Raw genomic sequence first — 12,692 nt, 5'->3', positions numbered from 1 at the left:
TTGGGGGTGTCGCAGTGTTTTTGAAACCACTTCGGCGACAATTGGTGCACTGTTTTTAAAAGTGCCATGAAAACCTACACATCTTCCAAAATTTCCATCGCTTGTGCCATCACATTGGCATCTTTGTTCGTCACGCCCATCTCTTTCGCAGCCAAACAGCATGCTGCAAAACATGCGGCCACCAAAAAAGCCGAAGCTTCCAAAAAATCAGAGGCGTCTGCTAGCGCCGTACCCCCTTTGGCAGCTCAGGATTCATTGGCGCCCAATGCGCCTGCTATTGCCGCCAAAGCTTGGCTCTTGATGGATTTTGATTCCGGCGAGTTGTTGGCTTCGGCCAATGTAGACGAGCCCCTTCCACCCGCATCGCTCACCAAGATGATGACCAGTTACATCGTCGAGCAAGCATTGCGATCCGGCAAATTAAAGCCAACTGATTTGGTCTCGGTCAGTCAGAACGCTTGGTGCCGCGGCACCAACACCGAGTCGTGCATGTATTTGCCGTTGAACAGCCAGGCAACGGTGATCGATATCTTGCGCGGCATCATTGTTCAATCGGGCAATGACGCATCCAAGGCAATTGCAGAACATATGGCAGGCTCTGAAGAAGGCTTCGCCAAGTTGATGAATGCTGAAGCTCAGAAGCTGGGAATGACCAAGACAAACTTTGTGAACCCCACAGGTTTGCCTGATCCTGCGCACAAATCTTCTGCGCGCGATTTGGCCATTTTGGCGCGCGCCATCATTCGCAACAGTGCAGACTATTACGCTATTTATGCTGAGCGTGAATTCAAGTACAACGGCATTAAGCAAGGCAATCGCAATGCACTGCTTTACACCGATCCCACTGTGGATGGTTTGAAGACGGGCCACACACAAGAGGCTGGCTATTGCTTGGTGACTTCTTCGGTACGCAATGGCATGCGTTTGATCACTGTGGTGTTGAATGCGGGCAGTGCAAAGTCGCGTGCTGATGAGACCCGAACTTTGTTGGGTTGGGGTTTCAGCAGTTTTGAGAAAATCACGCCCATTCAACCCAATGCGGTGGTGAGTTCAGTCAAGGTCAGTTTTGGCAAAGCCGATACAGTGCCCGCAGTTCTTGGCGCACCGTGGTTGGTGACGGTGCCACGTGGTCAACAAATTCAGACTGCTGTTGAAGTCAAGGCAGGGCTTGAGGCGCCTTTGACCAAAGGTGCTGTGGTGGGCAAGGTGATTGCGACTTCAAATGGAAAGACGGTGAGTGAAGCGTTGTTGGTGGCGCAAGCCGATGTGGAGAGGTCTGGATTGTTGCTGCGTGGGTGGCAGCATGTGACCAAGTTGTTTGGGAAGTGAGTATGTCGTTCGGTCGTCGCTGTGCTATGGGCGCAGTCACGTTGTTGTGCGCATTTTTTGCAAAGGCCCAGCCTGTGAATTCAGCTTTAAATGATCCTTATCTTTGGCTAGAAGAAGTGCAGGGCGACAAAGCTTTGGCTTGGGTCCGCGAACGCAATGCGGTTTCTACATCGCTGCTTCAAGCGCAGCCCTTGTTTGCAGACAATAAGGCCAAAGTTTTAGCGATTCTCAATAACCGCGATCAAATTCCGGGTGTCACCCGCAGGGGAAATCACCTCTACAACTTCTGGCGAGACGACAAGAATCCAAGAGGGCTGTGGCGCCGCACCAGCTTGGAAGAATACCGAAAGCCTCAGCCGCTGTGGGATGTACTACTGGATCTCGATGCACTTGGTAAAACAGAAAACGAAAACTGGGTTTGGGCGGGCGCAGATTGCTTGGCGCCAGATTACAACCGGTGTCTGATTTCTTTGTCGCGCGGTGGTGCGGATGCCAAAGTGACGCGCGAGTTTGATGTTTCAAGGCGTGAATTTGTCAAGGATGGCTTTGTTTTACCTGAGGCAAAGTCGCAATTGGATTGGGTGGACATTGACACGTTGTTGGTGGGTACAGATTTCGGCCCTGGCAGCATGACAAAGAGTGGTTATGCGCGGGTCATCAAGCAATGGAAGCGGGGTACGCCTCTGTCCTCCTCTGTCATTATCTTTGAAGGGCAAGAAAGTGATGTGTCTGCTTTTGCTAGCGTAGACATGACACCTGGCTTCGAGCGAACCATCGTGGGTCGGTCCACAGATTTTTACAATACCGAAATCAGTTTGTGGGTCAATGGCCGCTTGGTCAAAATTGACAAACCAAGCGATGCGTCATTGTCTTGGCACCGTGAGTGGGCTTTCCTGCTTCTCAAACGTGACATGCAAGTTGACAATCGCACTTACAAAAATGGCAGTTTGTTGGCCATTAAATTTGATGAATTGATGGATGGCAAGCGCAGCTACCATCTGCTTTTTGAACCCACAGGCACACGTTCTTTGTCACGTGAAGGTTTCAGCACCACACGCGATCACGTGTTGCTGAATATTTTGGACAATGTGGCCGGACGAATTGAAGAGCTTCAATTCAAAGAGGGTCGATGGCAGCGGCGCGATGTGAAAGTGCCCTTAACAGGCACGCTCAGTGCCAGGGGCATGCACGATCCCTTTGTGAAAGATGATCCCCTGGCCAATCATTACCTGATGTCGTACCTCGACTTCTTAACCCCAGCCAGTTTGTATCTGGGTAATGCTGGCAGTGATGAGCGAGAGTTGTTGAAAAGCAATCCAGTGTTTTTTGATTCACAAGGCATGCGCACCGAGCAGCGCTTTGCAACTTCAAAGGACGGTATCCAAGTGCCGTACTTTGTGGTCTACCCCAAGAACTACAAAACAGATGGCGCCAACCCCACCGTGTTGTACGGCTATGGCGGTTATCAAATTTCCATGGCGCCGTTTTACAGTGGCGGCTGGGGCACCACGTGGTATCAGCGCGGTGGCGTTTTCGTGGTGGCCAACATCCGTGGTGGTGGCGAGTTTGGCCCTGCATGGCATCAAAGTGCCATCAAGCAGAACAAGCAAAAAAGTTACGATGACTTTGCTGCAGTGGCAGAGGATTTGATCAAGGCGAGCATTACCCAGCCGAAGCATTTAGGCATCATGGGTGGCAGTAATGGCGGCCTTTTGGTAGGTGCGGTGATGGTGCAGCGGCCCGAGTTGTTTGGCGCTGTGGTGTGCAGCGTGCCTTTGTTAGACATGCAGCGTTATCACAAACTGCTGGCAGGTAACAGTTGGATGGCGGAGTATGGAGACCCGGACAAGCCTGAGGAATGGGCCTACATCAGCAAATACAGTCCTTATCAGAATGTGAAGCAGGGTGTGAAGTATCCCAAGGTGCTCTTTGCAACTTCCACGCGAGATGATCGGGTGCACCCAGGGCACGCGCGCAAGATGGCTGCTCGCATGATCGAGCAAGGTCATGAAGTGCTGTATTTCGAGAACATCGAGGGTGGTCATGGCGGGGCTGCTGATAACGCGCAGCGGGCTAATTTGGTGGCGCTAGAAAATACCTTTTTGTGGCAAGCCTTAGGCGGAAAATAATGTTGATCTGACCCCAATTAAGAATTTCCATGCCGATCAAATACGGAACCAATGGCAATGACAACCCTCTAAGAGGGACGTCGGGAAATGATTCTCTGTACGGTTTGGCAGGTGATGACTTTATTTTGACTGAGGATGGTGAAGACTATGTTGAGGCGGGTGATGGCGACGATGAAGTCAACGGCTATGACGGCGTAGGCGGTTCCTACACCTACTATCCTGTGGCTGGTATCAAAACCATACACGGAGGCAACGGCAACGACTTTCTTGTGGGGGGCTCCGCTGGCGATGTTCTTTACGGCGATGAAGGCAACGATCAACTCTACGGCCGTGGTGGCAATGACATTTTGAGCGGTGGTCCGGGTGCCGATTACTTGAATGGCGGCCCTGGTGACGACACCTATTACGTGTCCGACATTCACGATGTGATCGAAGACGTTTCAGGCACTGACACGGCCTATGTGGCCACCAGTTTCGTCAAAATTCCAAGCAGTATCGAAAAAGTCATCTACACAGATGGTGCGCAATCTTTGCCTTATTGGGTAGATGCGTTGTTGCCAGACGAAGCTGCTGGCAATGCATTTGAAAGCTTGCTTGGTAGCGCACACACCTATTTCTACACCTTCCCAACATCGTTGCCCACCTACGACACCAACTACAGCCATGGTCTTGGCTTCAAGCCATTTACCAGCACGCAAATGGCCAGGGCCGAAGCAGCTTTAAGTATTGTGTCTTCTGTGATTGATGTGCATTTTCAGAAGACCAACAACCCTGGCGTTCTCAACACTTTTGTGTTCGCGAACAATGATCAACCCTCCTCCGCAGGTTCAGGCAATTTCCCGAGCGACTACATGATTGGCAGCGATCTGTACTTCGATAACTCATCGCTCAATGCCGCCTTCGCTGACCGCACTTACGGCGCCCTAACTCTGATTCATGAAATTGGTCATGGTCTGGGTTTAGAGCATCCTTTTTCACACGCGCAGGCGGGCAGTAGCAGCGTGTCGGATCCGCCTTATCTGACGGGTACAGAGGAGTCCACAGCTTGGACAGTGATGAGCTACAACGACGCTCCGGCGCAGTATTACCTCAGCTTCAGTCCACTTGACATTGCGGCATTGCAGTACATCTACGGACCCAGCAAAACCTCGCGCACTGGCAATGACACTTACAAAGTATCTGCGACAGAGCCCAACTTCATTTGGGATGGTGCGGGCGTGGACACCCTCGACGCGTCGAATTTGAACCAAGGCTCAACACTCTATTTGACACCGGGTTATTGGGGTTATGTCGGCAATAACAAAGCCACCAACATCACAGCGGCGGGACAAGTGACCGTGAATTTCGGATCAGCCATTGAAAACCTGACGGGCAGCTCATTTGCTGACAAGTTGTACGGCAACGAACTGGGCAACCAAATGTCAGGGGGCATGGGAAATGACTGGTTGGAAGGCTGGGCCGGCGATGACACTTTGGTGGGCGGGCAGGGCGATGATCAGTTGCAAGGCGGTAGCGGAATTGACACTGCGCTATTTGGCGGTGCCTATGCCAGTTACACCTTTGAAAACACTTCAAGCACTTTCAGTGTGAAAGACAAACGCGCCAATGCTGATGGCATCGATGTATTGACTTCTGTTGAGCGCTTGAAGTTTTCAGACAAGTCTGTGGCCATTGATTTGGATGGCAATGCAGGCATTGTTGTCAAAGTGATTGGGGCAGTGCTCGGTAGCGATGCCGTCAAGACCCCTGGCATTGTTGGAACAGGATTGCGTTACGTCGACAACGGCATGAGTTATGCCGACCTAGGTTTAACGGCCCTGAATGCTGTAGGTGCCATGACACCTGACGCCATTGTCTCCACCTTGTGGCGCAACGTGGTGGGTAGCATCGCATCAGCAACCGAGAAAGCGCCTTATTTAAAAATGCTGGCGGACGGCACCAAGCCCGGCGACCTGGTGGTATTGGCTGGAGACTTCTCTTTGAACATGAACAAAATCGGTTTGATGGGCCTAGCCCAAACAGGTATTGAGTTCAGTTAGCAACCTAAAGAGTGCCAAAGAGTTTCGCAAAGAAATGAAACTAGCCCCAGCTAAGCCCCCTTGAATTCCCTAAAATTAATGTTACTCTGACCCCAATTAAATTTAACAAGGACAAGCTGCATGTGTGCCAAAGTCTTGGCGTTAATGGCCCTGTTGGTCTTGCAAGCGTGCTCGCACATTCAGCCTGTGGCGGCATGGCAAAAGGGTAATTTGGCATTGCCAGAAATGACCTTTGATGACGACCCCCTAGAGCGCGGTTACAAAGAGCACATTTACAGCAGCAAAGAAGCATCGGCAGGCGGGTCGGGCGTAAGCGGAGGTGGCTGTGGCTGCAACTAAAACCCCTGTACAAAGCACAGAACTGGGCGCTGCATTGTTGAGCGCCGCCATGGCCTTGCCCTGCGTGATGGGTGTGGCCCATGCCGAAACGGCCCCAGAAAAAGGCAGTCTCACTTTCAAATACCTCAACTACCAAGAACGTCAACAAATTGCCAGTGAGGCCAGCGCAGGTGGTAGCAACTCGGGTTACAGCAAATCAGGTGCCTCGGCCTTCGACGATCGCATTCGCGTCAAAGCCAGTGCCACCAACCTGATGGTGCCACTCAACGCCGAATGGTCCGCATCGGGCACACTCATCACCGACAGCATTTCAGGTGCATCGCCTGCGTATCACACGCAAGCTTTGTCTGGCATGAAAGATTTTCGGCGTGCAGTTGACACTTCGCTCACACGTTACTTGCCGAACGGCACCTTCACAGTGGGGATGAGCCACTCAGGCGAAAATGACTACGTCTCGCGGGCTGTGTCTGTGTTGGCCACCCAAGTGTCAGAAGATAAAAATACCACTTGGACTGCGGGTCTGGGTTTAAACCGAGATGCAATTCAACCTGCCAACTACATTGTCGCCCACGAACAAAAGAAGGGTGCAGACCTTTTGCTGGGTGTGACGCAAGTGCTCAGCATGGACGACATCGTGCAAGTTAACCTGGGCCACTACAGCGGCCGTGGCTACTTTTCAGATCCCTACAAAATCTACGACGAGCGCCCCAGAGAGCGTCAACACCAAACGTTTCAGGCCCGATGGAACCACCATGTTTCAGAATGGCGCGGCACATCTCGCTTGGCCTATCGTTACTACACAGACACGTGGGGCATCCGATCACACACCTTAGATGCTGAATGGGTGCAACGCTTTGGCAGTGATTGGCGCGTTGCGCCTCAGTTGCGTTTGTATTCGCAAAATGCGGCCCGCTTTTATGTGGAAGTTGACCCGCGCATTGCACCTTTTCCACCAAGTCCATTGCCCAATGCTGTCCATTTTTCTGAAGACCAGCGACTCAGTGCCTTTGGTGCCATCACCATGGGCCTTAAATTGACGCGTCAATTGAGTTTAGACACCGCAGTCGATGTGAAGGTAGAGCAATACGGACAAAAGGCTGTCTGGAAGTTCACGGGCTCGGGTAGTCAGGGGTTAGCGCCGTTTTATGCGCGCAGTATTCAAGTGGGCATCACACATACATTTTGATGACGCGCACAGTTTCAAGTTGGTCTGTTCACAGGTGCCCCTTCAGGGCCATGGGCAGTGCTTGTGAGGTCGTGTTGGCGGCCAGCAGTGTGTATGATGCCCAACGCTTGGCGCAGATGGCCATCGATGAAGTGCTGCGCATAGAAAGAAAATACTCACGCTATACGACCGAATCATTGATTGCCAACATCAATCAGCAAGCTGGTCTGAGGCCCGTGGTATGCGACGATGAAACTTGGGCTTTGTTGCAATATGCATCTAAATTGCACGAACAAAGTCAGGGCTTGTTTGACATCACGTCGGGTGTGTTTCGGCAAGCTTGGAATTTTCAAGTGCCCGCAATACCTTCTACTGATACGTTAGATGCTTTGCGGGCCAAAGTAGGGTGGCATAAAGTGGTGCTGAAAGATCAAAGCATTGCCTTGCCTTCTGCTGGAATGGAAATTGACTTGGGCGGCTTTGGCAAAGAGTATGCTGCCGATAGAGCTGCACAAGTGCTGCAAGCACAGGGCGTGGTCAGTGGGTATGTGAACTTGGCAGGCGATATGCGATTTCTAGGGCCTAAACCAACGGGTGAGCCCTGGATGATTGGCATTCAAGACCCAAGGCATGCCAATCAAGTGGTGGCCACTTTGCCTATCATGCAGGGTGGTTTAGCCACCAGTGGTGACTATGAACGCTATTTTGAATTGAACGGCGAGCGCTACTGTCATGTGCTTAATCCTTTCACAGGGCAGCCTGTCAAGTATTGGCGTAGTGTGAGTGTGACGGCGCCTGCGGCCGTGGTGGCGGGATGTACCAGCACCATGACCATGCTGAAAGAAGAAGAAGGTCTGGCATTTTTGCAGGCTACTGGGTTTGACTTCTTTGCGATAGATCACGCTGGCAAAGTACACATGCGTCAGTAGGCGGCTTAGAGGGGATGCGTTTAAAAAATGTCGTGACCCTATGCCTTGCACCATTAAACTGCTTCATATGAAATTCAAATTGATTGCTACTCTGTTGCTGGGTCTGACTTTGCAGGCCGGTCGCGCCTTCGCCATTGAACCTGGAAAGAGTTTGCCTGCTCTGGGTTTGGCAGAAGTGCAATCTGCGCCAGGGCAGTTTGTGTACATTGACTATTGGGCCTCTTGGTGCGGTCCTTGCAGGCAATCCTTTCCTTGGATGAATGCCTTGCATGCCAAGTTAGGCCCCAAAGGTTTGAAGGTGGTGGCCGTCAATGTGGATGCCAAACGCGCCGATGCCGATAAGTTTTTGGTGCACACGCCAGCGCAGTTTACGGTGGCTTATGACCCACAGGGTTTGTCGGCCAAGACCTTGGCCATTAAGACCATGCCAACTTCCATGCTGGTGAGTCCGGAGGGGAAGGTGTTGTTTGTGCACTCAGGGTTCAGGACGGAAGAGACCGGGCAGTTGGAGGCTAAGATTTTGGCTTTGATGGGGCTCTGATAACCTGTCCAGTTATGATGCCAAGCAAATTCTGGAGAGCTTGCGTCATGCGCCGATTTGTCAGCTTGATTGGTTTGTTGGTAACGGTTTTTCTGTCTGTGAATTTGACTGGCTGTGCCAGCCAAACGCGCAACATGGCGGAGAGCATTAGCCCCCATGGCCCGCAATACAAAGACGCCGCATGCCAGCGCTCATTTGAGTTGGCGCCTTTGCACGACGACATCAAACTAACACGGTCCATTGCAACGCCCACCTTGTTGTTGCTGAGTGGGGGCAGCTATTTGTTGCCCCTGTTGGGTGTGAACATGGGCCTGGATGCGCTGGACCATTTGGATGCGTCCCATGTCTCAAAAGCTTGCGGTGGGTTGGGCACGCCTTCTGAGAACATTTTGGAGAAGGTGGTGCTGGGGGCTGGGTTCAGTTTGTTTACGGGCAATGTGAAGTTGGGTGCCAATTAATGTTGATCTGACCCCAATTAAGTCTTCTTGACGACTTGTAATGCACCGGGCAGCAACGTAATTTGAATGTGTGTTGCAAAGCCCAGGGTCTCGCCATCTGCTGCCACGGGCACAGGCGCAGGGCATGTGAGGGTGGCCTCAGTAAAGGCCACGCATTGAATGCGCGCATGGCCCAAGTGCTTGCCAATTAACAAACGCGGCAACATCAACAGCGTTTGCCAACGGTTAAAGCTGCCACCTACCAACAAGTTCAGCTGGCCATCGTTCACCATGGCATGCGGCACAGCCGGCATGCCGCCGCCATAGGTAGGGGTGTTCAAAGCAGACGCCAGCAAGCAATTGCCTTCATGCACCACATGACCATCAGCTTGAACCTTCAAAGGCCAGTTTTTTAAATGCAATAGTTCGCGCAATGTGGCCAACAAATACCTTGGCAGACCTCTTAAAAACTTAGGGCCCGCCAAAGCGCGATTGCCCACAGACGCATCAAATCCCACCGCCAAGCTGGAGTGGAAATAATGCGGATCGCGATGGTTCAATTGAATGCGCCCCACATCGATGGCACTCGCTGGACCACTCAATGCAAAGGACAGTGCGTCCTGCCAAGACAACTTGTGCAAACCCCATGCACGCGCGCAGTCATTGCCACTGCCATAAGGCACCAAGCCAATCACGTGCTTGCCGCTGATCAGGATGGGCAGCATTTGGTTCAGGGTGCCATCACCACCCACCACCACAATCATTGACCCTTGGGGGCGCTTGGCAATCGCATGGTGCGCCTCGTGCAAACTTTCGGGCATCACGATGTCGGGCTTCTGCGCAAGTCCAAGCGCAGTGAGCCAAACATCCAAAGGCAGCAACAGCCGCCGGGCCCGCCCGCCTGCCGCATGAGGGTTGATCATGATGAGTGTCGACATGCCTGGATTGTGCAAGTTTGTGAGCCAATGCATGAGACGTGCAAACCCTTTTTTTTCACGATGAGGTCACCACTGATGCAACTTAACCCTAAGCCCATCAGGGCTTGGTATTAACCCCAGTCAAGGTCTCTTTAGAATGCGCAAATCATTCAAATTTTGAACTTGGACTTCTCATGGCTCGCATTGCATGTCAATTAAACCGTTTTAAATATTCACTGTTGTCGGCAGCTTGTTTGAGTTTATGGGCCTGGTCTTCAGTGCAAGCGCAATCGCCTGCTGCGCCTGCAACACCGCCAGCCAACGCGTCGGCACCCACTGCCGCGTCTGCCACACCGCCAGCCGCTCCCGGTGCTCTAAGGCCTATGAAAGACATTTTGAAAGACGCTAAGTCCACGCCTGGTTTTTTCACATTGCACCAAAAGGACGACAAGGTTTGGATTGAAATCTTACCTTCTCAATTAGGCAAGCCTTTCTTCTTTTCCTACAACGTGCCACGCTCCATTGGCGAGCGTGGTTTGTATGGCAGCCAAATGGGCGGCTCCAAGTTGGTGGAGTTTCAAAAGGTGGGCAATCAGGTTCAGTTGATTGCCAAGAACACACAGTTTTTTGCCAAAGAGGGCACACCGCAAGCGCAGTTTGTGTCTGAGTCTTTCTCTGACAGTTTGATGAGCAGCGCGGCTGTCGTGTCAGCACCGAATCCTGAAACCAAATCTATTTTGATTGAGGCTAACGCGCTGTTGTTCTCGGACATTCCTGGTTATCAAACGGGCTTGGAATACGCGTTTCGCATGCCATTCAGTCTTGATACTCGAAACACCTCGTTCAGTTCTACCAAGAACACGCCATTACTAACAGGTTTGGAAGTAAGAGCCCATTTTGCAGTGCCTAAGTTATCGGCGCCACCGATGATGCCTTCGCCTGTGCCATCGCCGCCTCCGCCCACTGCCACGCCAGACCCTCGCAGCATGTTTGTATCTTTCTATTACAGCATGATGCCATTGCCTGATCCCATGGCTACAAGATTGGCAGATGAGCGAGTCGGCTTCTTTACTGTTGCTCGTTCTGACTTAACTTCAGATGCCAAAATTAAATCGAAAACGCATTACTTGAAACGTTGGCGATTGGAAAAGAAGGATCCTTCTGCGGTTGTTTCTGAGCCTAAAGAACCTATTGTTTATTGGCTTGATAAAAACATACCTTTGAAATATCGAGCAACTGTGACAGAAGGTGTTCTTGAATGGAACAAGGCTTTCGAAAAAGCAGGTTTTAAAAATGCGTTGGTTGTAAAACAACAGCAAGACAATGACGACTTCAATAACATGGATGCACGTCATGCATCCATTCGGTGGTTTACGGGTGCAGATGTAGGCTTTGCAATAGGACCTTCGCAAGCAGATCCGCGAACCGGTGAAATCTTAGATGCTGACATTGGCATGTCAGATGGTTTTACGCGCAGTGCACGACGGTGGGTCGTTGATGATTTGGCCAGACCTCGTGGGCAGGATGGTGAAATGTGTGAGGAGGCTGAGACTTCTGCGCAAGAGCTCAATTACGCTTTAGATTTGTTGGAGGCCAGAGGTGTTGACTTGGATGGTCCAGAGGCTGAAGCTTTGGCAAAAGCATATTTGAAGAGAACCATCATGCATGAGGTCGGCCACACCATCGGGTTACGCCATAACTTCAGGGCTTCTACATTGAATGACCTGAAAAAAGTTCACGACGCGGAGCATACAAAAATCCATGGCATTGCTGCATCTGTCATGGACTATTCGCCATTCAACATTGCGCCCAAAGGTGAAAAGCAGGGCGAATATGTCATGTCTACTTTAGGTGTTTATGACTATTGGGCTGTCGAATTTGGGTACAGACAATTTCCGCCTGGACAAGAGTCTGAAGGGCTTGCGCAGATTTTGGCAAAGTCAACTCAACCTGAATTACAGTTTGATACTGACGAAGACGCCGGTTACGGTAATGTGATTGGAATTGATCCCATGGTTAATCGTTTTGACCTAGGGTCTGATCCACTCGCCTATTACAAACTGCGCATGAAACTATCTAGAGAGTTGTGGGATCGTTTGCAAAATATGAATTTGGCTACCGGCGACAGTTACGAACGCCTTACGCGAAGCTTCCGAAGTGGGTTTGCACAAGTGGCGAATGTGGCCCCCCTCGCTGCAAAATACATTGGCGGTGTTCATACTAGACGTGTAAGAGCTGGCACTTCGAAGCCGATGTTTGAACCTGTAGCAGCCGCTAAGCAGCGAGAGGCTTTGAACTTGATTACCAAAGATTTTTTGGGTGTTGAAAGTTTTAAATTCAAACCTGAATTCATTGCACGGCTTGCAACAGACAGATTAGAGCGCATCGATAATCCAAGTAACTTGCAAACTTCGGTCGCCTCTTTGGTCGCTAACGTCCAAAAAGGCATCCTAGACCATGTGTACTCTCCCTCAGTCGCCAATCGTTTGGCAGAGGTCGGTATGAAGGTCAACGACCCTAAGGAAACTTTAGGCTTGGCCGACGTCTATGACACCTTGCAGGACGCCATTTGGTCTGAAGCCAAAACTGGCCAAGAGACCAGCCTCATTCGTCGTAACTTGCAACGCGAGCAGCTGCGCCGTATGACGGATGTCTTGGTCAAACCAGCCGGACCCTGGCCAGCAGATGCCCGCAGCATCATGCGAGAGAACGCGCGCCAATTGGTCAGCTTGTTGGAGAAGGCCATCGCTAAACCAGGCATTTCCAAAACAACGCGCGCGCATTATGCAGATGCACTGGATTCATTGAATGCCACCTTAAAGGCCTCGATGCAGCGCGCCGCACCTTGACCTTCTCAGAGCAAAGCC

General features: G+C 51.4%; 10 protein-coding genes. 9 read left to right on the top strand and 1 reads right to left on the bottom strand.

What is annotated here, in order from left to right; translation table 11 throughout:
* Positions 1 to 66: 66 nt before the first annotated feature.
* The 8 genes from L103DPR2_RS11010 to L103DPR2_RS10975 all read left to right on the top strand — a co-directional run bounded on the left by L103DPR2_RS11010 (position 67) and on the right by L103DPR2_RS10975 (position 8,929).
* The gene (locus L103DPR2_RS11010) at positions 67 to 1,329 is read left to right on the top strand and encodes a D-alanyl-D-alanine carboxypeptidase family protein (RefSeq protein WP_055361127.1); all 1,263 of its coding nucleotides are present in this window, start codon (positions 67 to 69) and stop codon (positions 1,327 to 1,329) included.
* 74 nt (positions 1,330 to 1,403) lie between these two features.
* Positions 1,404 to 3,458, top strand: coding sequence for a prolyl oligopeptidase family serine peptidase (locus tag L103DPR2_RS11005; RefSeq protein WP_231717632.1), 2,055 nt, complete (start codon positions 1,404 to 1,406; stop codon positions 3,456 to 3,458).
* A 29-nt stretch (positions 3,459 to 3,487) separates the two neighbouring features.
* Positions 3,488 to 5,497, top strand: coding sequence for a reprolysin-like metallopeptidase (locus L103DPR2_RS11000; RefSeq protein ID WP_082466799.1), 2,010 nt, complete (start codon positions 3,488 to 3,490; stop codon positions 5,495 to 5,497).
* 120 nt (positions 5,498 to 5,617) lie between these two features.
* Positions 5,618 to 5,836, top strand: a complete 219-nt coding sequence (locus L103DPR2_RS10995; protein ID WP_055361124.1) for a DUF4266 domain-containing protein — start codon at positions 5,618 to 5,620, stop codon at positions 5,834 to 5,836.
* On the top strand, positions 5,823 to 7,022 hold the full coding sequence (locus L103DPR2_RS10990; RefSeq protein WP_231717631.1) for a DUF3570 domain-containing protein: 1,200 nt from the start codon (positions 5,823 to 5,825) through the stop codon (positions 7,020 to 7,022). Before L103DPR2_RS10995 ends, L103DPR2_RS10990 begins: the two co-directional genes overlap by 14 nt.
* Positions 7,022 to 7,930: an FAD:protein FMN transferase gene (locus L103DPR2_RS10985; RefSeq protein ID WP_082466798.1), complete on the top strand. Its 909-nt coding sequence runs from the start codon at positions 7,022 to 7,024 to the stop codon at positions 7,928 to 7,930. Before L103DPR2_RS10990 ends, L103DPR2_RS10985 begins: the two co-directional genes overlap by 1 nt.
* Positions 7,931 to 7,997: 67 nt before the next feature.
* Positions 7,998 to 8,471 (top strand): TlpA family protein disulfide reductase, encoded by a 474-nt coding sequence (locus tag L103DPR2_RS10980; RefSeq protein ID WP_082466797.1) that lies wholly within the window; start codon positions 7,998 to 8,000, stop codon positions 8,469 to 8,471.
* 47 nt (positions 8,472 to 8,518) lie between these two features.
* Complete coding sequence (locus tag L103DPR2_RS10975) at positions 8,519 to 8,929, top strand: hypothetical protein (RefSeq protein WP_146179235.1); 411 nt, start codon at positions 8,519 to 8,521, stop codon at positions 8,927 to 8,929.
* Between the two features lie 17 nt (positions 8,930 to 8,946).
* Here L103DPR2_RS10975 and L103DPR2_RS10970 read toward each other — a convergent pair whose 3' ends face one another.
* The gene (locus L103DPR2_RS10970) at positions 8,947 to 9,846 is read right to left on the bottom strand and encodes a diacylglycerol/lipid kinase family protein (RefSeq protein WP_197274870.1); all 900 of its coding nucleotides are present in this window, start codon (positions 9,844 to 9,846) and stop codon (positions 8,947 to 8,949) included.
* Between the two features lie 173 nt (positions 9,847 to 10,019).
* Between L103DPR2_RS10970 and L103DPR2_RS10965 the strand changes: the two genes are divergently transcribed.
* A complete protein-coding gene (locus tag L103DPR2_RS10965; RefSeq protein WP_055361119.1) occupies positions 10,020 to 12,674 on the top strand; it encodes a zinc-dependent metalloprotease in 2,655 nt (884 codons plus the stop codon).
* The last annotated feature ends 18 nt before the right edge of the window (positions 12,675 to 12,692 follow it).

Origin of the sequence: Limnohabitans sp. 103DPR2, assembly GCF_001412575.1 — a bacterium.
In the GTDB taxonomy this organism is placed as follows: domain Bacteria; phylum Pseudomonadota; class Gammaproteobacteria; order Burkholderiales; family Burkholderiaceae_C; genus Limnohabitans_A.
Note: the sequence above shows the minus strand (reverse complement) of the source record. Positions and strands in the feature narration are given on the sequence as shown.

What these genes read in the sequence shown, in the direction of transcription:
- L103DPR2_RS10985 (WP_082466798.1), top strand. Translation starts at nt 7,022, where the DNA reads ATGACGCGCACAGTTTCAAGTTGGTCTGTTCACAGGTGCCCCTTCAGG.
- L103DPR2_RS10995 (WP_055361124.1), top strand. Translation starts at nt 5,618, where the DNA reads ATGTGTGCCAAAGTCTTGGCGTTAATGGCCCTGTTGGTCTTGCAAGCG.
- L103DPR2_RS11000 (WP_082466799.1), top strand. Translation starts at nt 3,488, where the DNA reads ATGCCGATCAAATACGGAACCAATGGCAATGACAACCCTCTAAGAGGG.
- L103DPR2_RS10975 (WP_146179235.1), top strand. Translation starts at nt 8,519, where the DNA reads ATGCGCCGATTTGTCAGCTTGATTGGTTTGTTGGTAACGGTTTTTCTG.
- L103DPR2_RS10965 (WP_055361119.1), top strand. Translation starts at nt 10,020, where the DNA reads ATGGCTCGCATTGCATGTCAATTAAACCGTTTTAAATATTCACTGTTG.
- L103DPR2_RS10980 (WP_082466797.1), top strand. Translation starts at nt 7,998, where the DNA reads ATGAAATTCAAATTGATTGCTACTCTGTTGCTGGGTCTGACTTTGCAG.
- L103DPR2_RS10970 (WP_197274870.1), bottom strand. Translation starts at nt 9,846, where the DNA reads ATGTCGACACTCATCATGATCAACCCTCATGCGGCAGGCGGGCGGGCC.
- L103DPR2_RS11010 (WP_055361127.1), top strand. Translation starts at nt 67, where the DNA reads ATGAAAACCTACACATCTTCCAAAATTTCCATCGCTTGTGCCATCACA.